Here is a 26952-nt window from a genome sequence, read left to right on the forward strand (position 1 = left end):
TCCGGCGTCCGGGCCGCCTGCGCCTCGAACAGCCCGGGCAGCGTCGCGTCCAGCGCGGGCAGTACGGCCCCGGCCCCGCCGGCCAGCAGCCGACGGCGCTCGGCGGAACCGAGGACGTCGACCTCGGACAGCCGGAGGGCCGGATCGGCGACGACCGTCTCCAGCAGGAGCACGAACCGGTCGGCCAGCGACCGGGCCGTCGCACGGTCGAACAGATCGGTACGGAAGTCCAGCGCACCGGTGAGCCCGGCCCCACGGCCCGCCGCGTCCCGCGTCTCCACCAGGGCGAACGCCAGGTCGGTCTTCGCCGCGCCGAGCCGGCTCCGCTCGGGAGTCACCCGCAGCCCCGGCAGGGCGAGCGCCGTGTCCGGGTCCGCGTCGGCGGTGCTCAGGATCAGCATCACCTGGAACAGCGGGTGGTGTGCCAGCGTCCGCGTCGGGTTGACCGCCTCCACCAGCCGCTCGAACGGCACGTCCTGATGGGCGTAGGCCGCCAGATCGGCGCGGCGGGTGCTCTCCAGGAGCGCACGGAACGTCGGATCACCGCTGGTGTCGGTACGCAGCACCAAGGTGTTGACGAAGAAGCCGATCAGGTCCTCGGCCGCCCGGTCCGTGCGTCCGGCGACCGGGGTGCCGAGGGGAATGTCCTCCCCGGCGCCCAGCCGCGTCAGCAGGGCCGCCAGCGCCGCCTGGAGCACCATGAACGTGCTGGTGTTCGTCGCCCGCGCCAGCTCCGCCAGCCGACGGTGCAGCCCGGGGGCCAGCGCGAACTCCACCCGGTCGCCCCGGTGGTCGGCGACGGCGGGGCGGGGGCGGTCGGTGGGCAGGTCGAGTCGTTCGGGGAGGCCGGCGAGGGTGTCCTTCCAGTGGGCGAGCTGCCGTCCGGCGAGGGAGTCCGGGTCGGTGTCGTCGCCGAGCATCTCCTGCTGCCACAGCGCGTAGTCGGCGTACTGCACGGACAGCGGAGCCCAGCCCGGCGCCCGCCCCTGCAGCCGCGCGGTGTACGCGGCGGCCAGATCGCGGCCCAGGGGCTCGCGGGACCAGGCGTCGCTGGCGATGTGATGGATGAGCAGGAGCAGCACGTGCTCCGTCTCCGACAGCCGGAACAGCGTGGCCCGCACGGGCAGTTCGCGCTCCAGGTCGAAGGAGTGGTGCGCGGCCTCGGTCAGCCCCGCCTCCAACTCCTCCTCCCCGACCTCCACGACCGGCAGCGGCACGCTGCCCGGGACCCGCTCGTGCACGACCTGCCGGGGCCCGCGCTCGTCCTCGACGATCGTGGACCGCAGGCTCTCGTGCCGGGCGACGACGTCGTCGAGCGCGTGGCGGAGGGCTTCGGTGTCGAGGGTGCCGGTGAGGCGGAGGGTGGTGGGGATGTTGTACGTGGCGCTGGGGCCTTCCAACCGGTGCAGGAACCAGAGGCGTTGCTGGGCGTAGGACAGCGGGATCCGCTCCGGGCGGGGCCTCGCGGTGAGCGGCACGCGGGCCTCGTCGGCACCGTCGAGCACCTCGGCCAGGCCCGCCACCGTCGGCCGCTCGAAGAACTGCCGCACGGACACCTCCGCGCCCAGCGCTGCCCGGACCCGGCTGACGAGTCGGGTGGCGAGGAGGGAGTGGCCGCCGAGGTCGAAGAAGTTGTCGTCGATGGTGACGCGTTCGGTGCCGAGGACTTCGGCGTAGAGGGTGCAGAGGATTTCCTCTTGGGGGGTGCGGGGGGCTCGGCCGGTGGAGGTGGTGGTGTAGGTGGGGGTGGGGAGTGCCGCGCGGTCGAGTTTCCCGTTGGGGGTGAGGGGGAGGGCGTCGAGGGGGACGAGGGCGCTGGGCACCATGTAGTCGGGCAGGTGTCGGGCGAGGGCGGCCTTCACCGTGGTCTCGTCCCATGTGGCCGGGTCGGTGACGACGTAGGCGGTCAGGCGTTGGTCGCCGGGGGTGTCCTCGCGGAGGATGACCGCTGCTTGGCGGATGCCGGGTTGGGTGGTGAGGGCGGTTTCGATTTCTCCGGGTTCGATGCGGTGGCCGCGGAGTTTGATCTGGTGGTCGGCTCGGCCGGCGTAGATGAGGTGGCCGTCGGGGGTCCAGCGGGCGAGGTCGCCGGTGCGGTAGATGCGGCTGCCGGGGGTGCCGTAGGGGTTGGCGGTAAAGCGTTCGGCGGTCAGGGCGGGGCGGTGGTGGTAGCCGCGGGCGAGTTGGTGGCCGGCGAGGTAGAGCTCACCCGTCACTCCCGGGGCGACGGGCCTGAGCGCTGAGTCCAGGACGTAGACGGCGGTGTTGGCGAAGGGCCGGCCGATGGGCACCGGGCCGTCGGGCAGGGTCGCGTCGAGATGGTGCTCGGAGATGTTGACGGTCGACTCGGTGGGCCCGTAGGCGTTGATGATCTGGACGTTGGGGTGCTGGGCTCGCCAGGTGGTGAGGTGGTCGGTGTGGAGGGCTTCGCCGCCCAGGATCAATGTCTTGGAGGGGGAGGAGGTGTCGGGCAGTCCGGTCAGGATGGGGAGGTGGCTGGGTGTGGCCTTGATCAGAGTCGGGCGTGTCTGTGCTTCTTCGAGGGTGGTGAGGTGGACGGTTCCGCCGTTGGTGAGCGGGGTCCACATGGCGGTGATGGTGAGGTCGAACGCCAGAGGCGAGTGCAGGACGGTGGAGCCGGTGGTGGCGGGGTAGGCGGTGCGGGCGCGGTGGAGGTAGGTGGCCAGGGCGTGATGGTCGATGACCACACCCTTGGGCCTACCGGTGGAGCCGGAGGTGTAGATCATGTAGGCGGCATGCCGGACCGACCAGGCCGTCCGCCGTTCACGATCGGTGACGTCAGCGTCCGACAGCTTTGAACAGAGGTCGAGGGCGATCGGTTCGGTGAGGGTGAGGACGGGAGTCGCGTCGCTGAGGATGTAGGCGATGCGGTCCTCGGGATACTCCGGGTCGACAGGCAGGTAGGCCGCACCCGTCTTCAGCACCGCCAGCAGCGTGACGACCGCGTCCAGTGACTTGGGCAGTACCACGGCGACGAACTGCTCCGCCCGCACGCCCTGGCCGATCAGGTGCCGGGCCAGCCGGTTGGCCCGGCCGTTCAGCTCGCGGTACGTCAGGCTCTGCCCGTCGCTGACCACTGCCACCGCATCCGGCGTGCGCACGGCCTGCTGGGCGATCAGCTCGTGCAGCGGAACATCCGGCAGGTCTGTGGCGGCACCATTCCACTCCACCAGCACCCGCTCGCGTTCCGCCGCGCTGATGATCTCGGAGTCACCTATGTGTTGGTCGGGCGCTGTGGTCATGGCCTCCAGGACGCGGACGAATCGCTCCGCGATGCTCTGTGCCGAGGTGCGCTCGAAGAGCTGAGTGCTGAAGTCCAGCGCGGCCTCGATGCCCCTGGGCCATCGGTCGCTGTCGAACGACTCGGCGAACGCGAAGGACAGGTCGAACTTCGAGTTCGTGCGCTGCACCGTCTGCGGTGACACCCGCAGTCCCGGGAGTTCGGTGATGTTGTTCAACGCACCTTGGTGGTCTGTGTTGTTGAGGGTCAACAAGACCTGGAAAAGGGGGTGATGGGCCAGCGTGCGCGCGGGGTTGAGGACTTCGACGAGGCGCTCGAAGGGGAGGTCCTGGTATGTGTAGGCGGTGAGGTCGGTGGCGCGGACTCGTTCGATGAGTTCACGGAAGGTGGGGTCGCCGCCGGTGTCGGTGCGCAGAACCAGGGTGTTGAGGAAGAAGCCGATCAGCTGGTCGGTGGCGTCGTCGGTGCGTCCCGCTACGGGGGTGCCGATGGGAATGTCCTGGCCGGCACCGAGCCGGGTGAGCAGTGCGGCGAGCGCCGCCTGAAGCACCATGAACGGGCTGGAGTGTGTCGTCCTCGCCAGCTCGGTCAGCCGCTCGTGCAGCTCCGCCGATATCTCGAAGGTGACGCGGTCGCCCTGGTGGTCGGCGATGGCGGGGCGGGGGCGGTCGGTGGGCAGGTCGAGTTGGTCGGGGAGGCCGGCGAGGGTGTCCTTCCAGTGGGCGAGTTGCCGTCCGGCGAGGGTGTCGGGGTCGGTGTCGTCGCCGAGGAGGTCGTGCTGCCAGAGTGCGTAGTCGGCGTACTGGACGGGCAGGGGTGCCCAGTCGGGTGCGTGTCCTTGGAGGCGTGCGGTGTAGGCGGCGGTGAGGTCCTGGGCGAGCGGGCCGCGCGACCAGGCGTCACTGGCGATGTGATGGACCAGAAGGACGAGTACGTGGTCCTCCGCCGACACGCGCAACAGCTGTGTAGCCACCGGCAGTTCGGACTCGATGTCGAAGCGGTGTGCCGCCGCCTCGGCCAGCTTGTCGCCGACCTCCGCGTCGGTCACCTCGACGACCGAGAACGGCGCCTCGGCGATGTCCGCCGGCAACACGACCTGGTGGGAACCCTGCTCGTCCTCGGCGAAGACCGTGCGCAGGCTTTCGTGCCGGGCGACGACGTCGCTCACTGCCTCACGCAGGGCCTCGGTGTCGAGAGTCCCGGTGAGACGCAAGGCGGTGACGGTGTTGTAGGTCGGACTCGGCCCCTCCAACTGATGCAGGAACCACAGGCGTTGCTGGGCGAACGAGAGCGGGATCCGCTCCGGCCGCGGACCTGCGGTCAGCTGCGGTCGGGCGGCGTGCTCAGCACCTTCCAGCGCGGCTGCCAGTTCGACGACCGTCGGTGCTTCGAAGAGCTGTCGGATGGTGAGTTCGGTGGCGAGGGTGGAGCGGATGCGGCTGACGAGTCGGGTGGCGAGGAGGGAGTGGCCGCCGAGGTCGAAGAAGTTGTCGTCGATGGTGATGTCGGTGACGGAGAGCACTTCGGCGAAAAGGGTGCAGAGGATTTCCTCTTGGGGAGTGCGGGGGGCTCGGCCGGTTGCTGTCGTGGTGTAGGTGGGGGCGGGCAGGGCTGCCCGGTCCAGCTTTCCGTTGGGGGTGAGGGGGAGGGCGTCGAGGGCGACGATGGCGCTGGGGACCATGTAGTCGGGCAGGTGCTGTGCTAGGGCGGCCCGGACGGTGTTCTCGTCCCAGTCGTCGGTGACGACGTAGGCGATGAGGCGCTGGTCGCCCGGGGTGTCCTCGCGCAGGATGACAGCGGCCTGGGTGATGCCGGGTTGGGTGGTGAGGGCGGTTTCGATTTCTCCGGGTTCGATGCGGTGGCCGCGGAGTTTGATCTGGTGGTCGGCTCGGCCGGCGTAGATGAGGTGGCCGTCGGGGGTCCAGCGGGCGAGGTCGCCGGTGCGGTAGATGCGGCTGCCGGGGGTGCCGTAGGGGTTGGCGGTAAAGCGTTCGGCGGTCAGGGCGGGGCGGTGGTGGTAGCCGCGGGCGAGTTGGTGGCCGGCGAGGTAGAGCTCGCCTGTCACTCCCGGGGCGACGGGCCTGAGTGCTGAGTCCAGGACGTAGACGGCCGTGTTGGCGAAGGGCCGGCCGATCGGCACCGGGCCGTCCTCGACCGTGCCTTCAAGCCGGTGTTCGGTGATGTTGACGGTCGACTCGGTGGGCCCGTAGGCGTTGATGATCTGTACGTGGGGGTGTTGGGCCCGCCAGGCGGTCAGGTGGTCGGTGTGGAGGGCTTCGCCGCCCAGGATCAATGTGTGGGAGGGGGAGGAGGTCTTGGGCAGTCCGGCCAGGATGGGCAGGTGGCTGGGCGTGGCCTTGACCAGAGTGGGCTGGGTCTCCGCCTCTTCCAGGGTGGTGAGGTGGACGGTTCCGCCGTTGGTGAGCGGGGTCCACATGGCGGTGATGGTGAGGTCGAACGCCAGAGGCGAGTGCAGGACGGTGGAGCCCGTGGTGGCGGGGTAGGCGGTGCGCGCGCGGTGGAGGTAGGTGGCCAGGGCGTGATGGTCGATGACCACACCCTTCGGACTACCGGTGGAGCCAGAGGTGTAGATCATGTAGGCGGCATGCTGAACCGACCAGGCGACCTGCCGCTCGTCGTCGGTGACCTCGGCATCCGACAATCCGGCATAGTCCTCGTGCGGCACGGGTTCCGTGAAGGTCAGTACCGGTGCCGCATCCCCGAGGATGTAGGCGATGCGCTCCTCGGGATAGTCCGGGTCGACGGGCAGGTAAGCGGCCCCGGCCTTGACCACCGCCAGCAGGGTGACGACCGCGTCCAGTGACTTGGGCAGCACCACGGCGACGAACTGCTCCGCCCGCACGCCCTGGCCGATCAGGTGCCGCGCCAGCCGGTTGGCCCGGCCGTTCAGCTCGCGGTACGTCAGGCGCTGTCCGTCGCTGACCACTGCCACCGCATCCGGCGTGCGCACGGCCTGCTGGGCGATCAGCTCGTGCAGCGGAACATCCGGCAGGTCTGTCGACTGGCCGTTCCACTCCACCAACACCCGTTCCCGGACGGCCGGTTCCAGCGTGTCGAGGCGGCCGACGGGCAGGTCACCGTCGGAGACGAGCGCTTCCAGCACCCGCAGCATGCGGTCGGCCAGCGACCGGGCCAGGGTCTCGTCGCAGACGTCGGCCCGGTGGTCGAGTCGCAGGCGCAGGGCCGCGTCCCTCGTGTGTGCCACCAGGTTGGCGACGAAGTCGGTGTGCTCCTCGGCCTGGAACCCGGCGACGCGCAGGCCGTCGAGGTCGGGGCTCGTCGCCTCGGCGCTGACCGGGTAGTTCTGGAACACCATGGCGGTGTCGAAGAGTTGGGGGTGTCCGGCCCAGGTCTGGATGTCGGCGAGGCCGGGCCATTGGTGGTCCAGGAGCGCGGTCTGTTCGTGCTGGAGGCGGCGGAAGAGGCCGGTGAGGGTTTCGGCGGGGTCCAGGCGCAGGCGGACGGGGAGGGTGTTGATGAACAGGCCGACCATGTGCTCGACGCCGGTGAGCTCGGGCGGGCGGCCGGAGACGGTGGCGCCGAAGACGACGTCGTCGCGGCCGGTGGCCTGAGCCAGGGCGAGAGCCCAGGCCCCTTGGACGACGGTGTTCATGGTCACGCCACGCGACCTCGCCCACGCCGCCAGCGACTCGGTGGCGGCCGGGTCCAGGCCGAACGCGACACTCAGCGGGGCCCCTTCGACCGCGCCCGCACCGGGTGCGAGCAGGCAGGCCTCCTCCAGGCCGGACAGGGAGTGCGCCCAGGCGTTCCGCGCGGCGTCCCGGTCGCGGCCGCCCAGCCAGGTCAGGTAGTCCCGGTAGGGACGCACGCGGGGCAGCGACGAGGCGTCGCCCGCCGCGGCGTACAGCGTCGTCAGCTCCTGCCACAGCAGCGGCAGGGACCAGCCGTCGAGCAGGATGTGATGGTTCGTCATCACCAGTCGGACGTGATCGGGCGACAGGCGCAGCGCGGTGAAGCGCAGCAGCGGCGGGCGGCCCAGGTCGAAGCGGCGGTCGCGGTCCTCGGCGGCCAGCCGGGCGCCCTCGCGCCGCCGCTCGTCCGCCGGCAGGGCGCTCAGGTCCGCCTCGCGCCAGTCGGGTTCGGCGTCGGCGGGGATCGCCTGCACCCATGCGCCCGAGGTGGTCTGGCGGAAGCCGGCCCGCAGGTTGGGGTGGCGGCGCAGCAGCGCGTGGACCGCCGTGCGCATCCGGGCGGCGTCGAAGGCGCCTTCGAGGTCGAAGGAGATCTGGCCGACGTAGACGTCGCGCGCCTCCTGGTCGTACAGGCTGAGGAAGAGGAAGCCCTCCTGGAGCGGGGTCGGCGGCAGGACGTCCTGCAGGCCGGGTACGGCCCGCTCCAGCAGTTCGATCTCGTCCTGGCGCAGGCCGGGGTGGGCGAGGTCCGACGGGGTCAGTCCCGCCGCACCGGGCCGTTCGCACTCGGCGACCAGGTCGCGCAGGGCCCGGAACCAGGCGTCGGCGAGACGCCGGGCGTCCTCCGCGGTGACCAGCGAGGGCGCGTACGTCCAGGTTGCCCGCAGGCGGGGGCCCGAACCGGTGTCCAGGGCGACGGCGTTGAGGTCGACGGGGTGGGCCAGGGGCATGGCACCGTCGATGCCGGCGACGTCACCCCCGGCGATGGCCCAGGACGCTCCGGTGCCGTCGTTCCGGCCGAGCCGGCCGAGGTAGTTGAAGCCGAACTGCGGCTCGGGCAGCGCGGCCAGCGTCTGCTCGGTGCGGGCGTTGAGACGGCGCAGCAGACCGTAGCCGAGGCCGTCGCCGGGGACCGTGCGCAGCTGCTCCTTGACGGTCTTCAGCGCCCGGAACATCGGGGCGGCGGTGCCCTCGGCGCGGCGAGCGGCGAGCCGGACGGGGTACAGGGCGGTGAACCAGCCGGCGGTGCGGCTCAGTTCGCTGCCGGGTACGGCGTCCTCGTGGCGGCCGTGGCTCTCCAGGTCGACCACGACCGGGGCGTCCGGGTCGTCGCCGCGGCCGCGCCGCCATTCGGCGACCGCCACCGCGAACGCACTCAGCAGCACGTCGTTGACCGTGGCCCGGCACAGTCCGGGGACCCGGGTGAGGAGCGCGTGGGTCGTGTCCGCGTCGAGCTCCGCGGTGATCTCGCCGGCCACCGCGTGCAGGTCGCGGGCACGGTCCAGGCGCGGGGTGTGCGGGGCGTCGCCGAGCACCGACCGCCAGTGGTCCAGCTCGGCCTCGGTGCGCGGGTGTTCGGCCAGCTCGGCGAGCGCGCACGCCCACTGCCGCCAGGATGTGCCCACCGGGGCGAGGGCGCCGCCCTCGTACGCCGTGACCAGGTCGGGGACGAGGATGCGCCAGCTGACTCCGTCGACGACCAGGTGGTTGGCCACCAGGACGAGCAGTCCCTCGCTGCCGGGGCCGCGGTCGAACCAGACCGCCTGGAGCATCCGGCCGTCCGCCGGGGCCAGCCGGGCCCGTGCGGCGCGGGCCTGTTCCGTGACCGCCGCGTCCAGCGCCGGTGCGTCCAGGGCGGAGGCGTCGACGCGGGTCAGGCAGTCGGCGCCGGTGACGGAGCCGGGTGCGGGGACGGTGACCGTCCAGTCCTCGGTGACCCGCAGGCGCAGGGCGTCATGGTGGTCGAGGAGGGTGCCCAGGGCGGCCTGCAGGGCGTCGCCGTCCAGGCCCGCCGGGGCCGTGAGGACGATCGACTGGTTGAACGGGGCGGCGTCCGAACCGAGTTCGGCGAACCAGCGCATCATCGGGGTCGCCGGCGCGGTACCCCACGGCGTACCGGAGACGGCTGCCGGGCCGTCGCCGTCCGCCGGGGTGCCGGTGGCGGACTCGGCGAGCAGGGCCGGCGTCTGGTGCTCGAAGACGTCGCGGACGGACAGCGCCAGGCCGGCCGTGCGGGCCCGGCCGATCAGCTGGATGGACAGGATGCTGTCGCCGCCCAGGTCGAAGAAGCCGTCGTCGGCGCCCACCTCGGCCACGCCGAGGGTCTGCGCGAACAGGTCGCACAGCAGTCGCTCGCGCGGCGTGGCCGGGCGGCGGCCGGAGCGCTGCGCCGTGTAGTCGGGCGCGGGCAGCGCCTTGCGGTCGAGCTTGCCGTTGAGGGTCAGCGGCAGTGCGTCGAGGGTGACGAACGCCGTCGGGATCATGTGGTCGGGCAGCGTCTCGCGCAGTGCGGCGCGCAACCGCGTCGCGTCCGGGGTGTGGCCCGGCTCCGGGACGACGTAGGCCACGAGCCGGCGGTCGCCCGGCCGGTCCTCCCGGACGATCACGGCGGCCCGGGCGAGCTCCGCGCGTTCGGTCAGGACCGCCTCGATCTCGGTCGGTTCGATGCGCAGTCCGCGGATCTTGACCTGGTCGTCGGCCCGGCCGAGGTACTCCAGTTCGCCGTGCGGCAGCCAGCGCACCAGGTCACCGGTGCGGTACAGCCGGGTGCCCGGGGCGCCGAACGGGGCGGCGACGAAGCGTTCGGCGGTGAGGGCGGCCCGGCCGTGGTAGCCGCGGGCCAGGTGCGGGCCGGCCGCGTAGAGCTCCCCGGGGACACCCGGCGGGACCGGGCGCAGCGAGCCGTCCAGGACGTATACGGCGGTGCCCGCGACGGGGGAGCCGATCGGCGGGGTGACGGCGCCGGACAGCGGGCGGCTCATCGTGGAGCAGACCGTGGTCTCGGTGGGGCCGTAGGAGTTGAGCATGGTGCGGCCCGCGGACCAGCGCTCCACGAGCTCCGGCGGGGTGGTCTCGGCACCGACCACGAGGGTCGTGCCGGCGGGCAGGGAGCCCTCGGCCATCAGGCTGAGGACACCGGGCGTCAGGCTCAGGTGGGTCGCGGCGTGGCGGGTCGCGAGTGCGGCCAGCTCCGGCCCGGGCGTGACGTCCTGCGGGGCCACGACCAGGGTGGCGCCGGTGAGCAGGCCCATGGCCAGTTCCCAGAACGCGGCGTCGAAACCGGGGGAGAGGTGCTGCAGGATCCTGCTGCCCGGCCCGGCCTGGCAGTCACGGACGAAGATGTCGAGCAGGCCCGGCAGTCCGGTGTGGGTGACGACGACGCCCTTGGGGCGGCCCGTGGTGCCCGAGGTGTAGATCATGTACGCCGGGTGCTCGGGCCGCAGCGGCACCGGTCGCTCGGCGTCGGTGACGTCGTGCCCGGGCAGCCGGTCCAGGACCTCGGCGGTCGCCGGGTCGTCCAGCAGCAGCCGCGGCACGGGGCCCTCGGGCAGGTTCCCGGCGACGTCGGCGGAGGTCACCACGACGACCGGTGCGGCGTCGGCGAGGACGTGGGCGACGCGCTCGGCCGGATAGGCCGGGTCGACGGGCAGATAGGCGGCGCCCGCCTTGAAGGCGGCGAGGGCGGCGACGACCAGGTCGGCGCCGCGCGGCAGGGCGGTGGCGACGAACCGCTCCGGTCCGGCGCCCAGGCGCAGCAGCCGGCGGGCCAGCCGGTTGGCACGCGTGTTGAGCCCGGCGTAGTCGAGCACCTGTCCGGCGAACTCGACGGCGGGCCGCTCCGGCGCCTCGGCGGCGTGCCGTTCCACGTAGGCGGCGAAGGTGAGGGCCTCGGCGGGCCGGGGCGTGTCGTTCCACTCGGCCAGCACCTTCCGGCGCTCCGCCTCGCCGAGCAGGTCGACGTCCCCGATGCGCCGGTCGGGTGCCGTGACGAGCGCGGTGAGCAGGCGCAGGAACCGGTCGGCCAGGGCCCGGACGGTGTCCTCGTCGAAGAGGTCCGCGCTGTACTCGGCGGCGCCCACGAGACCGGCCGGGGCTCCGTCGGTGTCCCGGTGCTCGGCGAGTTCCAGCGCGAGGTCCAGCTTGGCGACGCCCGTCCGGACCGGCAGCGGGGTGGCCCCGAGGCCGGTCGCGGCCAGGGCGCCCAGCGCGTCCTGCTGGGTGGTGTCGAGGCTCAGCAGGACCTGGAAGAGCGGGTTGTGGGACAGCGACCTGGCCGGGGCAAGCACGTCCACCAGGTGCTCGAAGGGCAGGTCCTGGTGGGCGTAGGCGGTCAGGTCGGTCTCCCGGACCCGGTCCAGGAGTTCGCGGAAGGTCGGGTCGCCGCCGGTGTCCGTGCGCAGCACCAGGGTGTTCACGAAGAAGCCGACGAGCTGGTCGACGGCGTCGTCGGCGCGGCCCGCCACGGGCGTGCCGACCGGGATGTCGTCGCCGGCGCCCATCCGGGACAGCAGCGCGGCGAGGGCCGCCTGCACCACCATGAACAGGCTGGCCCGGGACTCCGCGGCGAGGGCGACGGCGGCGCGGTGGACCTCGGGCGGCACGGCCAGCGGCACGCGGCCGCCGCGGTGCGAGGCGACGGCCGGCCGGGGCCGGTCGGCGGGCAGGTCGAGACGTTCGGGCAACCCGTCCAGGGCCTGCCGCCAGTGTGCGAGCTGACGGCCGGCGAGGGACGTCCCGTCCCGCGCGTCGCCGAGCGTGGCGCGCTGCCACAGCGCGAAGTCGGCGTACTGGGCGGGCAGCGGTGCCCAGGCGGGCGCCGCACCTCCGGTCCGGGCGGTGTAGGCGGTGGCCAGATCGCGCATCAAAGGACCCAGTGACCAGCCGTCACCGGCGATGTGATGGATCATCAGCAGCAGGACGTGCTCGGCCGCGTCCACCCGGAACAGCTCGGCGCGGACGGGCAGGTCGCGCTCCAGATCGAAGCAGTGCCGGGCGGCGCGCTCCAGCCGGGCGTCCACCTCGTCAGCGGCGGTGTCCACGACCGGCAGCGGGAAGCGGACGCCGGCGGGGTCCAGCACGATCTGCCGGGCACCCCGCTCGTCCTGCGCGAAGACCGTGCGCAGGCTCTCGTGCCGCGTGACGACGTCGGCGAAGGCGGCCCGCAGCGCCTCGGGGTCGAGCGCGCCGGTCAGCCGGAGTGCGCCGGTGATGTTGTACGTCGGCGCGGGACCGTCGAGCTGGTGCAGGAACCACAGCCGCTGCTGGGCGTACGACAGCGGCAGCCGGTCCGGACGCGGCCCGGCCGTCAGCGGCTCCCGGGCGTGCTCGGCGTCGTGCAGGGCGGCCGACAGACCGGCCACCGTGGGCGTGTCGAACAGCTGCCGCACCGACAGCTCCGCCCCGAGCGCGGCGCGGATCCGGGCGGCGAGCCGGGTGGCGAGCAGGGAGTGGCCGCCCAGGTCGAAGAAGCTGTCGTCGATCGTGACCCGCGGCACCGCGAGGACCTCGGCGAACAGCGTGCACAGCATCTCCTCGCGCGGCCCGCGCGGGGCGCGCCCGGCGGCGGTCGCCGCGTAGGCGGGGGCGGGCAGGGCCCGGGTGTCCAGCTTGCCGTTGGGGGTCAGCGGCAGCGCGTCGAGGGCGACGAACGCGGACGGCAGCATGTGCTCCGGCAGCCGGGCGGCGGCGTGGTCGAGCAACGCCCGTTCGGGCAGGGGCCCGTCGGTGACCACGTAGGCGACCAGGCGCCGGTCCCCGGGGGTGTCCTCGCGCAGCCGCACGGTCACGTCCCGCACGGCGGGGTGGGCCGCGAGCACGGCCTCGATCTCGCCGAGCTCGATGCGGAAGCCACGGATCTTGACCTGGTGGTCGGCGCGGCCGAGGTAGTCGAGGCCGCCGTCGGCGCGGCGCCGGGCCAGGTCGCCCGTGCGGTACATACGGGCACCCACCTCGCCGAACAGCGTGGCGTGCGGGTCGGCGGGGAACCGGTCCGCGGTCAGCCCCGGCCGGCCCAGATAGCCCCGGGCGAGACCGGCCCCGGCGACGTACATCTCACCGGTGACACCGGGCGGCGTGGGCCGCAGCCGGGAGTCCAGCACGTACACGCGCAGGTCGGGGATGTTGACGCCGACGGTGCTCGCCGACGCGGTGGCCGCGGTGACGCGGTCCAGCGGGAAGTGCGAGACGTGCACGGTGGTCTCGGTGATGCCGTACATGTTGACCAGCACCGGGGCGTCGTCGGCGTGCCGCTCGTACCAGTCGCCCAGCCGTGACAGGTCCAGCGCCTCGCCGCCGAAGACCACGTACCGCAGGGCGAGTTGCGCGGACCGCTCCCGGTCGGCGGCGGCCAGCTGGTGGAAGGCCGACGGGGTCTGGTTGAGCACCGTGACCCGCTCGCGCTCCAGCAGCGCCAGGAACGCGGCCGGGTCCCGGCTCACGCCGTGCGGGACGACGACGAGCCGGCCACCGTGCAGCAGCGCGCCCCACAGCTCCCAGACGGAGAAGTCGAACGCGTACGAGTGGAACAGGGTCCACACGTCCTGCTCGTCGAAGCCGAACCAGTGGTCGGTGGCGGAGAACAGCCGCACGACGTTGCGGTGCGGCACGGCCACGCCCTTGGGACGGCCGGTGGAGCCCGACGTGTAGATGACGTACGCGATGTCCTGCTCGTCGAGCGGCCGGGTCCGTTCGCCCGGCGCGAGGTCGTCGGCGGACCGGGCCTCCGCCTCGTCCGTGCCCACCAGCAGCGTCGGCACCCCGTGTGCGGGCAGCCGGGCCGCGGCCTCCTCGGTGGTCAGCAGCACCGCGGGGGCCGAGTCGGACAGCGCGTGCGCCAGCCGTTCGGCCGGGTAGCCCGGGTCGAGCGGTACGTAGGCGGCACCGGACTTGACCACCGCGAGCAGGGCGACGACCAGCTCCAGCGAGCGGGGCAGGGCCAGCGCGACCAGGTCACCGGGGCCGGTACCGCGCTCCGCGAGCAGCCGGGCGAGCCGGTTGGCGCGGGCGTTGAGCTCGGCGTACGTCAGCGTGGTGTCCTCGTGGGTGACCGCCGGGCGGTGCGCGTGCCGGGCCGCCTGCCGCTCGAACAGCTCCGGCAGCGTCGCCCGCGGCGCGGGGACGGCGACGGGGGAGCGGTTGGCGTCCACCAGCAGGGTGAGCCGCTCGCCCGCCACCAGGACGTCCAGGTCGGCCAGCCGCCGGTCCGGATCCGCGACGGCCTGGGCGAGCAGGCCCAGCAGCCGCTCGGCCAGGGCGCGGGCGGTCGGGGCGTCGAAGAGCTCGGTGCTGAACTCCACGGCGAGGTCGATGCCCGCGGCGGCACCGTCGGCATCGCGGCGCTCGTCGAAGGCGAACGCCAGGTCGAACTTGCTCAGACCCGTGTGCACGGGCACCAGTTCGGCGCCCAGGCCGGGCAGCCGGCCCAGCTCGCCCAGGGCGTCCTGCTGGGTGGTGTCGAAGGTCAGCATGACCTGGAACAGCGGGTGGTGACCGGCGCCGCGGTCGGGGTTGACCGCCTCGACCAGCCGCTCGAACGGCAGGTCCTGGTGGGCGTAGGCGGCCAGGTCGGTGTCGCGAACCCGGTCGAGCAGCGCGCGGAACGTCGGGTCGCCGCCGGTGTCGGTGCGCAGCACCAGCGTGTTGACGAAGAAGCCGACGAGGTCCTCCACGGCCGCGTCGGTGCGTCCGGCGATGGTGGAGCCGATCGGCACGTCCTCCCCGGCGCCGAGCCGGGTGAGCAGCGCGGCGAGCGCGGCCTGCAGCACCATGAACACGCTGGTGCGGCTCCGGGCGGCCAAACCCGCCAGCTCCTGGTGCAGTGCGGCGGGCACGCGCAGGTCCAGCCGGTCGCCGGCGTTGTCGCGGCGGGCCGGACGCGGCCGGTCGGCGGGCAGCTCCAGCCGCTCGGGCAGACCGGCCAGGACCTGCCGCCAGTGCGCCAGCTGCCGGACGCCCTCGCTGTCGGGGTCCCCGTCGGCGCCCAGGAGTTCGTGCTGCCAGAGGGCGTAGTCGGCGTACTGCGCGGGCAGCGGCTCCCACGCGGGGGCCGTCCCCGCCAGCCGGGCGCGGTAGGCGGTGCCCAGGTCGCGGGCGAGGGGGGCCAGCGACCAGCCGTCTCCTGCGATGTGGTGCAGCACCAGCATCAGCACGTGCTCGTCCGGGGCGGTGCGCAGCAGGGCGGTGCGCAGCGGCACGTCGCGGGCCAGGTCGAAGGGGGTGCGGGCGATCCGGGCGACGGCCGCGTCCAGGTGCCCGGCATCGGTGTCCGTGACCGGAAGGGAGACGGCTGCATCGGCCACGGGCAGGACGACCTGGTGGGGCCCGTGCTCGTCCTCGGCGTAGACGGTGCGCAGGCTCTCGTGGCGGGCCACCACGTCCCCGAGCGCCGCCCGCAGCGCCGCGGCGTCCACCGGGCCGGTCAGCCGCAGCGCGGCCGGGATGTTGTACAGCGGCGAGGGTCCCTCGTACTGGTGCAGGAACCACAGCCGTCGCTGGGCGAAGGACAACGGCAGCCGCTCCGGCCGGACCCGGGCCGTCACCGCCGTACGCGCCCGGCCCTCGCCGGCCACGGCGCGGGCCAGCGCCGCAACGGTCGGGAACTCGAACACCCGCTGGATCGGCACCTCGACGCCCAGGGCGGTGCGGATGCGGCTGACCAGCCGGGTGGCGAGCAGGGAGTGGCCGCCCAGGTCGAAGAAGCCGTCGTCGACGCCGACCGCCTCGACGCCGAGGACCTCGGCGAACAGCGCGCACAGCAGCTCCTCGCGCGGGGTGCGCGGGGCCCGCCCCCTGCCGCGCGCGGGCATGTCCGGGACGGGCAGGGCCTTGCGGTCCAGCTTGCCGTTCGGGGTCACGGGCAGCTGCGGCAGCGTGACGAAGGCCGACGGCACCATGTAGTCGGGCAGCGCCGCGCGCAGCCGGGCGGCCAGGGCGTCCGCGTCGGGCGCGCTCTCGCCGGCCGGGACGGTGTAGGCGACCAGCCGCTGGTCGCCGGGCCGGTCCTCGCGCAGCAGCACCGCGGCCCCGGCGACCTCCGGCTGCCGGGTCAGGGCCGCCTCGATCTCGCCGAGTTCGATGCGGAAGCCGCGCAGCTTGACCTGCTGGTCGGCGCGGCCGAGGTAGTCCAGGCTGCCGTCCGGGTTCCAGCGCGCCAGGTCGCCGGTGCGGTACATGCGGCTGCCCGGCGCGCCGTGCGGATCCGCCGTGAAGCGCTCGGAGCTGAGCCCGGGGCGGCCCAGATAGCCGCGGGCCAGCTGGACACCGGCGATGTACAGCTCGCCGCGCACTCCGGCGGGCACCGGGCGCAGCGCGGAGTCCAGCACGTACATCCGGGTGTTCCACACCGGGCGGCCGATCGGCACCGGCCGCGAGCCGGTGTCCTCCGCGCAGTCCCAGTGGGTGACGTCGACGGCGGCCTCGGTGGGGCCGTACAGGTTGTGCAGCGGCACGTCGGCCGTCGCCCGGAACCGTGCGCGCAGTTCGGCGGGGAGGGCCTCGCCGCTGCAGTAGACACGGCGCATGCCCGACAGCGCGCCGGCGGACGGCTCGCGCAGGAACACGTCGAGCATGGACGGCACGAAGTGGGCGGTGGTGATGCGTTCGTGCCGGATCGTCTCGGCCAGGTAGGCCGGGTCGAGGTGCCCCTCGGGCCGGGCCACCACCAGCGTCGCGCCCTGCAGCAGCGGCCAGAAGAACTCCCACACCGACACGTCGAACCCCGACGGGGTCTTCTGCAGCACCCGGTCGTCGGGGCCGAGCCGGTAGGTGTCCTGCATCCAGGCCAGCCGGTTCACGATCGCCCGGTGCGAGACGACCACGCCCTTGGGACGGCCGGTGGAGCCCGAGGTGAAGATGACGTACGCGGGATGGCTCGGGTCGAGGGACGCGACAGGTGCGGCGGGCGCGGCGGGCGGGGCGGTGGCGGCGCCGAGGTCGTCGAGCAGGAGGCGCGCGGTGCCGTCGGCGGGCAGCCGCTCCTCGGTGTCGCGGGTGGTCAGCACCAGCGACGCGCCCGCGTCGTGCAGGATGTGGCCGATGCGGTCCACCGGGTATGCGGGGTCGACGGGGACGTAGGCGGCGCCCGACTTCAGCACGGCGAGCAGGGCGACGACCAGCTCCACCGAGCGGGGCAGGGCCACGGCCACGAACTGCTCCGGGCCGGCCCCCCGTTCGGCCAGCAGCGCGGCGAGCCGGTCGGCGCGGTCGTGCAGTTCGGCGTAGGTCAGGGAGGTTCCCTCGAAGGCCAGCGCCTCCCGTTCGGGGCCGCGGGCCGCCTGCCGGTCCAGCAGCGCGGTGAGGGTGTCGTCCGGCACGTCCCGGCCGGTGTCGTTCCACTCGCTCAGGAGCCGGTGGCGTTCCTCGGCGGTGAGCAGCTCACAGCGGCCCACCGGAGTGCCGGGGTGGGCGGCGAGGTTCTCCATCAGCCGGACGAAGCGTTCCTGGAGACCGGCCAGCTCCGCGGCGCCGTACACCTGCGGATTGCCCTCGAAGTCGACCCGCAGCCCCGACTCGGGGGTGCCCGTCAGCACGAAGTTCAGATCGGTGGTGGGACCGGACCCCAGGCTGCGCATCCGCCCCAGCGGGCCGCCGAAGTCGACGGGCCGGGTGTAGGGCAGCACGTTCACCGTCGGGCCGAGCGCGCCCGCGCCGCCCGCGGCGCCCAGTTCGCGGTTGAGCTCCTCGCCCCGGTAACGGCTGTGCGCCATCAGTCCGCGCAGCCCGGTGGAGACCTCCTCGACCAGGGCGGCGAAGCTCGCCTCGGGGTCCACCGTCAGGCGCAGCGGCAGCTGGTTGGAGACCATGCTCGGCGTGGTCCGGGCGTTGGCGCCGTGGCGGCCGGTGACCGGGACGGAGACCACGATGTCCCGGGCGTCGGTCATCCGGTGCAGGAACGCGGCCACCGCGGCGATCACCACGCGTGCCCAGGACGAGCCGGCGGACCGCGCCGCCTCTTCCAGCACCCGGGTGCGTTCGGGCCCGAGCCGCACGCTGGCCAGGGTCCCGGCCAGGGCGTGCGCGCTGACCCGGCCGGTGAGCGAGACCGGCTCGGGCCGGTCGCCGAACAGCCCGGTCCAGTAGGCCCGGTCGCGCTCGTGCCGGGCCGAGGCGCGGTAGGCCTCCTCGCCGGCGACGATCCGGTCCATGCTGCCGAAGGAGCAGTCCGGGGCGTCCTGACCCCGCGTCAGGGACCGGTAGACCTCGGCGAGCCGCTCGTAGAACAGGGTCATGCTGGTGCCGTCCAGCACGATGTGGTGCACGCCCAGGTAGTACATGTGCCGCCCGGGCGCGAGCGTGAACAGCGCGTGGCGGCTGATGTCCGGCTGGTCCAGAGCCACGGGCGTCGCCCGGTCGCGCTCCATCCAGGCGATCGCCTCGGCCTCGGGGTCCGGGCGCCCGGTCAGGTCGAAGTGCGGCAGCCGCACCGGGGTGTCCGGGCAGTGCTCACGGTAGGGCTCACCCCGCTCGTCGGTGAGGAAGCGGGAGCACAGCGTCTCCGTCTCGGCCAGGGTCCGCCGCAGGGCCTCGGTCAACACGGCGTGGTCCAGCGGGCCGTCGATCTCCAGGCAGGAACCGGTCTTGTAGCTGGTGCCCGCCGGGTCCAGCTGCTGGCCCAGCCACACTTCGCGCTGGGCGGCGGTCAGTTCGTGCCGAAGAATCGAGAGCTCGGACACCTGTCTCCTCACAATCATCCGCCGGAAAAACTCCGGCCTTTTTCCGTGCCACGCTGTCGAGAAAACACCGGAGCGTTGGTGAGACGTCGTCGAATTAGAGCAGATCGGGGACGCTAGCAGGGCTTCCGAGGACCGGTCAATACGGTTATCCGGAGGCGGTAGCTGCACGTCAGGAGCCTGATATCGAGCCGATAGCGAGGTTATACGGGCTATTTGTAGAGTGTTCTTCGCTGCCCTTCCCAGCCCTCCGTCGGCATGACCCCGGAATGAATTCCCAACGGGTTTCCGACGGTGCTTTCCGTCTTCTCCCGTCCCTGTATTGGAGAGCCCCCATGCCGCCCCATGCCATTGCCTACGCCGAGTTGTACGTCGCGGACGACCGGGAGGCCGCGGGGTTCCTCGCCGACAGCCTCGGCTTCGAGCCGGTGGCGGTGTCGGGCCCCGCCACCGGCACGCCCGACCGGCGCTCCACCGCGCTGCGCAGCGGCGAGGTCACCCTCGTCGTCACCCAGGCGCTGGCCGGGGGCACCGCCGTGGCCGACTACGTCGAGCGCCACGGCGACTCCATCGCCGACCTCGCCTTCAGCTGCCCGGACGTCCGGTCCGCCTTCGACCGGGCCGTCCTGGCCGGCGCCGCCGCGCTCCGGGCACCGGTCCCCTCCCCGGCCGACGAGTCCTGGTACGCCGCGGTGTCCGGCTTCGGCGACCTCCGGCACACCCTCGTCACGGAGGGCGAGGGCCTCCTCCTGCCGCCCGACCGGGAGTGGGCGCTGCTCCCCGCCGCCACCGGCACCGGCGGCCCCCGGCCGGCCCTCGATCACGTCGCCGTCTGCCTGGAGCCCGGCACCCTGCGCAAGACCGCCGAGTTCTACGAGGCGGCCTTCGACACGCCCTACTACTCCTCCGAGTACATCGAGGTGGGCGGCCAGGCCATGGACTCCATCGTCGTGCGCAACGCCGACGGCGGCATCACCTTCACGCTGATCGAGCCCGACGACACCCGGCTGCCGGGCCAGATCAACCGCTTCCTGGAGTCCCACGGCGGCCCCGGCGTCCAGCACCTGGCCTTCCTCGTCGACGACATCGTCGGCGCGGTGCGCTCCCTCGGCGACCGCGGCGTGGCCTTCCTGCGCACCCCGGGCACCTACTACGACCTGCTCACCGAACGCGTCAGCGGCCTGTCGGACCGCATCGCCGACCTGCGCGACACCAACGTCCTGGTCGACCGCGACGAGTGGGGCTACCTGCTGCAGATCTTCACCCGCTCCCCGTACCCGCGCGGCACGCTCTTCTACGAGTACATCCAGCGCAACGGCGCCCGCGGCTTCGGCAGTTCCAACATCAAGGCGCTGTACGAGGCCGTCGAGCGGGAGCGGGAAGTGGCCGGCCGATGACGGCGCCCGCCCTCCGGCCCCCGGGCGTACCGGCCGCGGCGCAGCCGCTCACCGTGGCCGACTTCGCGGCCCTGGCCCGGGAACGACTCCCCGCCGACGTCTGGGACTTCATCGCCGGCGGGGCCGGGCGGGAGCGGACCCTGGCCGCCAACGAGGCGGTCTTCGAAGCGGCACGGCTGCGCCCGAGGGCCCTGCCCGGCATCGAGGAACCCGGCACCTCCGTCGAGGTCCTCGGCTCCCGCTGGCCGGCGCCCCTGGGCATCGCCCCCGTCGCCTACCACGAACTCGTCCACCCGGACGGCGAGTCGGGCACCGCGCGCGCCGCCGGAGACCTCGGCCTGCCCCTGGTGGTGAGCACCTTCTCCAGCCGGCGCCTGGAGGAGGTGGCCGCGGCCGCCACCGCCCCGCTGTGGCTTCAGGTGTACTGCTTCCGCGACACCGCCACCACGCTCGACCTGGCCCGCCGGGCGCGCGCGAGCGGCTACCAGGCCCTGGTGCTCACCACCGACACCCCCTTCACCGGCCGCAGGCTGCGCGACCTGCGCAACGACTTCCGGATCCCCGGGCACATCGCAGCGGCCAACCTGAGCGAGACGGCCGCCGCCGGGGCGGCGACCCCGGGGGCGCACAGCCGGCACGCCTTCGACCGCTCGACCGGGTGGTCCGTCGTCGCCCGGCTGCGCGCCGAGAGCGGACTGCCCGTACTGGCCAAGGGCGTGCTCACCGCCCGCGACGCCGAGGCGGCCCTCGCCGCGGGCGTCGCCGGCATCGTCGTCTCCAATCACGGCGGCCGGCAACTCGACGGCGCCCCGGCCACCCTGGAGGCCCTGCCCGAGGTGGTCGCCGCCGTCCGCGGGCGCTGCCCCGTCCTGCTGGACGGCGGGATCCGCACCGGCGCGGACGTCCTCGTCGCCCTGGCCCTCGGCGCCCGCGCCGTCCTCGTCGGCCGGCCGGCGCTGTACGCCTTGGCCGCCGACGGCGCCGCCGGGGTGCGCCGGATGCTGAGCCTGCTGACCGAGGAGTTCGCCGAGACGATGGTGCTCACCGGTCACGCCACGCCGGACGCCATCGGCCCGGACACCGTCCTGCCGCCGGTCCCGCCGTACCCAGCCAGGAGCCATGGATGACGATCACCGCGGACACCACGGGCCACGCTGTGGCGCTGCCCCGCACCGCCCTGCACCGCAGCCTGTCCGAACCGCTGCTCGACACGATGACCTTCCTCAACGAGGTGACCCTGCGCTACCCGCGGGCGGTCTCCTTCGCCCCCGGGCGCCCCCAGGAGACCGGCTTCGACGTCGCGGACGTGCCCGCGCTCATCGAGACCTACCTCGACCACCTGCGCGCACGCGGGATGTCCGAGGCGGGTGTGCGCACCGCCCTCTACCAGTACGGCGAGACGGCCGGCCAGATCCGCGACCTCGTGGCGGGCATGCTGCGGGTGGACGAGGACCTGACCGTCGACCCGGCCGCCGTGGTGGTGACCGTCGGCTGCCAGGAAGCCGTGCTGCTCACCCTGCGGGCGCTGTTCACCGGCCCGGAGGACGTGCTGCTCGTCGACAGCCCCTGCTATGTCGGCATCACCGGAGCGGCCCGGCTGCTCGGGATCCACGTCGTGCCGGTGCCGGGCACCGCGCACGGCCCCGACCCGGAAGCCCTCCACCGCATCGTGCGGGAGCTGGCCGAACGCGGCCGGCGGGCCAAGGCGCTGTACGTGGTGCCCGACTGCTCCAACCCCACCGGCGTCAGCCTGTCCGTGGAGGACCGCACGGCCCTGCTGGACGCGGCCCGGCGGCTCGGGCTGCTGCTCCTGGAGGACAACCCGTACGGCGTCTTCAGCACGGTCCGGCGCCCCACCCTGAAGGCGCTGGACACCACACGGAGCGTCATCTACCTCGGCTCCTTCGCGAAGATCGCCTTCCCGGGCGCCCGGGTCGGGTTCGTCGTCGCCGACCAGCCGGTGGAAGGCGCCGACGGTGCGGCGCCCGGTCTGCTCGCCGACGAACTGGCCAAGGTCAAGAGCATGGTCACGGTCAACACCGCCACCCTCAGCCAGGCCGCCGTGGCCGGGCTGCTGCTGCGCGCCGGTGGCGGGCTGCGGGCGGCGAACGAACCGGCGGCCCGGCACTACCAGGCCACCATGCGGGCCCTGCGCGACACCCTCGCGCACGAACTGCCGCCCGGCGCGCCGGAGTCGGCCGGAGTGCGCTGGAACGACCCCGACGGAGGGTTCTTCCTCACCCTCGACGTCCCCTTCGACGCCGACGAGGCGGCCCTGCACCGGTCGGCGGAGACCTACGGCGTGATCTGGACGCCGATGCGCTACTTCCACCTGGACGACGCGGGGGACCGGCGGATCCGCCTGTCGTGCAGCGCCGTCACCGTCGACCAGGCCGTCGACGGTGCCCGGCGGCTCGCCCGCTTCGTCCAGGACCGGGCGCGCCACGGCGACCGGGCCTGACCGGCGGGCCGTCCGGCCGGGCCGCCACCCGGCCGGACGGCCCCGCGCGTGTCGCGCTACCGCAGGTCGTCCTTGTTCACCAGCCCCGCCTCGTAGGCGATGATCGCCGCCTGCACCCGGTTGCGGACGCCGAGCTGGTTCAGGATCGCGCTGACGTACGTCTTGATCGTGCCCTCGACCAGATGCAGCCGCTCGGCGATCTGCGCGTTCGACAGACCGGCGCCGAGCATCCCCAGCACCTCCTGCTCCCGCTTGGTCAGCAGCGCGGTCCGGTCGCCGGAGACGTCCGCGCGCGCAGTGGGGGCCCGGCGCAGCTCCGTCATCAGCCGGCGCGCCACCAGAGGGGACAGGCAGGCACCGCCGGACGCCACGGCCCGCACGCCGGAGATCAGATCCCGTGGATCCGAGGCCTTCAGCAGGAAGCCGGCCACGCCCTGGTCCAGGGCCCGCTCGATGTACTTGTCCTCGCCGAAGGTCGTCAGGATGACCACGGCGCTGTCCGGATTGGTGGCCCGGAGTTCCCCGGCGGCCGTCAGTCCGTCGATCTCCGGCATGCGGATGTCGAGCAGCACCACGTGCGGCCGGTGTCTGCGGGCCAGTTCCACCGCCTCACGGCCGTTGGTGGCCTCGGCCACGACCTCGATGTCCGGTTCCGTGGTCAGGATGGAGCGCACTCCGGCCCTGATAATCGTCTCGTCGTCGGCGAGCAGTACGCGAATCATCCGTTCCTTCACCATCGTTTCCGGCTGAGGCGCCCCCACACCGGACGCGCCGCTCAACTGCTGTGTCACAGCGTGTCCTTGGCCACCAGCACATCATCCCTGAAGCACAGGCGGTACAGCGTGTCCGTGAACGTCAGGACACTGTCGCCGGACCGGTAGTACTCACACACGGCCCCCGGCGGGACGGGCGGTTCGGTGACGACCGGCGGCGGCTTGCGGATCCGCCGCTCCGGCAGCACCGAGGCCAGCTCCGCGCGCGACTCGCCCAGCCGCAGCCGCCCGTAGTCACCGGGGGACAGCGCGGTCATCGCCGAGGTGAAGACGTACAGGCCGACCAGGGACAGCACCAGCACCCCGCCGAACAGCACGGGCAGCAGTGCGGCCCGCCGAACGTTGCGACGCACCCGCGTGCGGGCCCGCGCCAGCGCCGTGCCGGAGGCACTGCGGCGCGTGGCGGGCCCGGCGGGATCGGACGCCTCCTGCGTCCCCGGGGCCTCCACCGCAGCCCCGGCTCCCTCGTCGTCCCCGCCGCGCACCGGGGTACCGGACCCCCGCTCCGTACCCGCCCCGAAGCCCTGCGCTTCGGCGGCGCCGGAAGCCCGCCCGCGGGCGGGTGGCTCGTGCGGGAGTTCGGCGCGGACCTCGAAGCCACCCGCGCGGCGGCCCGCGCGGAGCGTGCCGCCGGCCAGCCTGACCCGTTCGTCGAGGCCGATGAGGCCCGAACCGCTGCCGGGCGCCGCGGCACGGCCCCTCTCGTCGGGCAGCTCGTTGAACACGGACACCACCGTCTCGTCCGCCCGGTGGCTCACCCGCACCGTGATGGGCGCGCCCGGGGCGTGCTTGGTCGCGTTGGTCAGCGCTTCCTGCACGACACGGTACGCGGCGAGTTCGCCGAGCAGCGGCGTCCGCGTGCCCGCACCCTCCTCCCGGAACCGCACCGGCATCCCGGACCGCTCGAAGCGCCGCACCAGTTCGGCGATCGACTCCTGCGCGGGACGCAGCGAGGGCGTGGAGTCCTCCCGCAGCAGCCCGATGACGTCGTGCAGCCGCTCGGTGGCCATGGTGCAGCGCTCGCGCAGTTGCCCCATGGTCCGGCGCTGCTCCTCCGTCAGCCCCTGGGCCAGTTCGAGCCCGCCGGCCAGCAGCGCCATCACGCTCAGCTCGTGCCCCAGGGAGTCGTGGATGTCCTGGGCGATCCGCGCGCGTTCCTTCAGCCGGGCCTGCTCGGCCACGAAGCGGTTGCGCCACTCCATCTGCTCGGCCCGCTCCCACCCGGCCCGGGTCAGATCCGAGCGCTGCCGCCACCAACTGCCCGCCCACCAGGGCAGGGCGCAGGTGGAGAACTCGGTGATGAGCAGACTCAGCCAGTCCTTGGGTTCGGCGAACAGGGTGACCAGCAGCAGTCCGGCCGCCGCCACCGCGAGGAACACCGCGTGGGCGTGCGCGATCCGGGTGACGCGGCGGCCGGCCACGAAGCTCAGGACCACCGTGGCCGTCGCCGTCCACACGGTCGACCCGAGGGTGACGTAGAACAGCACGATCAGCCCCGCCAGCACCAGCGACAGCAGGGGCAGCGCCCGGCGCACCGCGACCCCGGCCATGATCAGCACGGTCACGGCCACCCAGCTGGCCGGTGAAGTCGCCAGACTCCCGGCGCTGAACACCGACGGAGCCAGCAGCGCCGCGAGCAGCAGCAGATCGCCGCGCCGGGTGAACGGGCGCTCGGAGCCCAGCGCATGGACCGTGTGTGCCACTCGTTGCCGGAAGGCCTGTAACAGCTGCATTCCAGCACGCTACAAGAGCCGGGGTGGGGCCCGAACCTGCCGAAAGTCGAGTCACATCGTTGCCGAACGCCAGATGTCCGCGAAGCCGGTCCTCCCTAGTTTTGAAGTCGTTACTGCGGAAGGAGCCGACAGGCAATGATCACTGTGGACCGACTGACCAAGAAGTATGGGGACAAGACAGCGGTGTCCGACCTCTCGTTCCAGATCAACCCGGGAAAGGTGACGGGTTTCCTGGGACCGAACGGCGCCGGCAAGTCGACGACCATGCGCATGATCGTCGGTCTCGACGAGCCGACGGAGGGCCGCGCACTGGTCGCCGGCAAGCGTTACGCGCACCTCAAGCACCCGCTGCGCGAGGTGGGCGCCCTGCTCGACGCGCGGGCCGGCCACCCCGGCCGCTCGGCTTATCACCACCTGCTCGGCATGGCCCGCAGCAACGGCATTCCGGCCTCCCGCGTGGGCGAGGTGCTGGACACCGTCGGTCTCGGCGAAGTGGCCAAGAAGCGGATCGGCTCCTTCTCCCTGGGCATGGGCCAGCGGCTCGGCATCGCCGGGGCGCTCCTCGGCGACCCCAAGGTGCTGCTGTTCGACGAGCCCGTCAACGGCCTGGACCCCGACGGCGTGCGCTGGGTGCGGGAGCTGATGCGGAAGCTGGCGGCGGAGGGCCGCACGGTCTTCGTCTCCAGCCACCTCATGAGCGAGATGCAGGAGACCGCCGACCACGTGATCGTCATCGGCCGCGGCAAGGTCATCGCCGACGCCCCGATCGAGGAGGTCATCGCGAGCAGCTCCCTGAACGCCGTCCGCGTCCGCACCCCGCAACCGGACGTGCTGCGCCGCGAACTGCTCCAGCTCGGCATGACCGTGGAGCGCAGCGCCGGCGACGCCCCCGACGAACTCATGGTCGTCGGAGGCACCTTGGAGGAGATCGGCGACCTGGCCTTCCAGCACCGCGTGCCCGTGCACGAGCTGAGCCTGCGCAAGGCCAGCCTGGAGCAGGCGTACATGGAACTCACCGCCGCCAGCGTCGAGTACGGATCACCCTCCCTCGTCCCCGACATCCACGTCACCCGAGCCACGGATCACCAGGAAGCGTAGACAGACATGACAGCGACAACGGCCCCCAAGCTCGTCGGACCCGTCTCCGGCGGCGGATTCAAAGGCGCCCTCGCCTTCGAGTGGACGAAGCTGTGGAGCGTGCGCGCGACGTGGTGGAACCTGCTCGTCGGTCTGGTGCTGACCGTCGGCTTCGCGGTCATCGTCGGCATGTCCGCCGACGCCAGCGCGAAGAAGGGCGTGGACGTCACCATGCCCGCCCCGCACGCCGCCTCCCAGGCGTTCCTGATCTCCCAGCTCACCGTGGTCGTACTGGCCACGCTCGCGCTGACCAGCGAGTACTCCAGCGGCTCGATCCGCACCACGCTGCAGAGCGTGCCCAGGCGCAGCCGGATGCTGCTGTCCAAGACGCTCGTCGTCACCGCCGTGGTGGCCGCGGCGGGCTTCGTCTTCAGCCTGCTGGCCAGCCTGGCCGCCGCCTCCTTCATGGGCGAGTACGGCGAGTACACCAGCGGTGAGCTGTTCGGCACCGCCTTCGGCGCGGCGGCCTACCTGGCCCTGCTCGCCACCATGTCGATCGGCGCGGGCACGATCCTGCGCAGCGCCGCCGGCACCATCACCACCCTCATCATGCTGCTGCTGGCGCTGCCCCAGCTCATGGGCGTCGTCGGTGCCAAGTGGCTGTCCACGGCCAGCGAGTACATGCCCAGCGAGGCCGGCACCGTGCTGATGACCCAGGACACCGACCCCTACAGCGGCGGAACCGCGCTCGTGGTGCTGCTGCTGTGGGCGCTCGCCGCGGGCGTCGGCGGCTACGCGGTGCTGCGCCGCCGCGACGCCTGAGCCACCCACAGGTCCCGGCGGCTCCCCCTTCGCCACCGGGTCCGCCTCCCCCCCATGTCGGCCTCCGGACCGTTCCACGGTCCGGAG

Annotated in this window: 8 protein-coding genes (1 of these 8 only partly in view); 5 read left to right on the plus strand and 3 right to left on the minus strand. The window is 73.1% G+C overall.

Translation table 11 applies throughout. The features are described from left to right. Positions 1-18605 carry the 5' portion of a non-ribosomal peptide synthase/polyketide synthase gene (locus ACIGAQ_RS02320; RefSeq protein WP_399778553.1) on the minus strand. 3205 nt of this gene lie to the left of the window's left edge, so the window shows 18605 of its 21810 coding nt (coding positions 1-18605); its start codon is at positions 18603-18605; its stop codon lies off the left edge, out of view. Between the two features lie 332 nt (positions 18606-18937). On the opposite strand from ACIGAQ_RS02320, the gene hppD reads away from it, so the two are divergent. Genes hppD through ACIGAQ_RS02335 form a run of 3 tightly spaced genes read left to right on the plus strand, consistent with a single transcriptional unit; the run spans position 18938 to position 22460 of the window. Beyond that, positions 18938-19999 carry a 4-hydroxyphenylpyruvate dioxygenase gene (gene hppD / locus ACIGAQ_RS02325; protein ID WP_399778555.1) on the plus strand — a complete coding sequence of 354 codons (1062 nt, stop codon included), beginning with the start codon at positions 18938-18940 and terminating at the stop codon, positions 19997-19999. Then, positions 19996-21126, plus strand: a complete 1131-nt coding sequence (locus tag ACIGAQ_RS02330; protein WP_399778557.1) for an alpha-hydroxy acid oxidase — start codon at positions 19996-19998, stop codon at positions 21124-21126. Before hppD ends, ACIGAQ_RS02330 begins: the two co-directional genes overlap by 4 nt. Further along, entirely contained in the window at positions 21123-22460 is a 1338-nt protein-coding gene (locus ACIGAQ_RS02335) for a PLP-dependent aminotransferase family protein (protein ID WP_399778559.1), read from the plus strand. The genes ACIGAQ_RS02330 and ACIGAQ_RS02335 overlap by 4 nt, the downstream gene beginning before the upstream one ends. Before the next feature lie 56 nt (positions 22461-22516). Here ACIGAQ_RS02335 and ACIGAQ_RS02340 read toward each other — a convergent pair whose 3' ends face one another. Together ACIGAQ_RS02340 and ACIGAQ_RS02345 are read right to left on the minus strand one after the other, a co-directional pair. Next, complete coding sequence (locus ACIGAQ_RS02340) at positions 22517-23182, minus strand: response regulator transcription factor (protein ID WP_311680670.1); 666 nt, start codon at positions 23180-23182, stop codon at positions 22517-22519. Between the two features lie 65 nt (positions 23183-23247). Next, positions 23248-24966, minus strand: coding sequence for a sensor histidine kinase (locus tag ACIGAQ_RS02345; RefSeq protein WP_399778561.1), 1719 nt, complete (start codon positions 24964-24966; stop codon positions 23248-23250). Between the two features lie 135 nt (positions 24967-25101). Between ACIGAQ_RS02345 and ACIGAQ_RS02350 the strand changes: the two genes are divergently transcribed. Continuing rightward, positions 25102-26064, plus strand: coding sequence for an ABC transporter ATP-binding protein (locus tag ACIGAQ_RS02350; RefSeq protein ID WP_399778563.1), 963 nt, complete (start codon positions 25102-25104; stop codon positions 26062-26064). Positions 26065-26070: 6 nt separating this feature from the next. Beyond that, positions 26071-26865, plus strand: a complete 795-nt coding sequence (locus ACIGAQ_RS02355) for an ABC transporter (protein ID WP_362282220.1) — start codon at positions 26071-26073, stop codon at positions 26863-26865. Positions 26866-26952: the final 87 nt, after the last annotated feature.

It is taken from the genome of Streptomyces sp. NPDC085932, from assembly GCF_044540525.1.
GTDB lineage: Bacteria > Actinomycetota > Actinomycetes > Streptomycetales > Streptomycetaceae > Streptomyces > Streptomyces levis.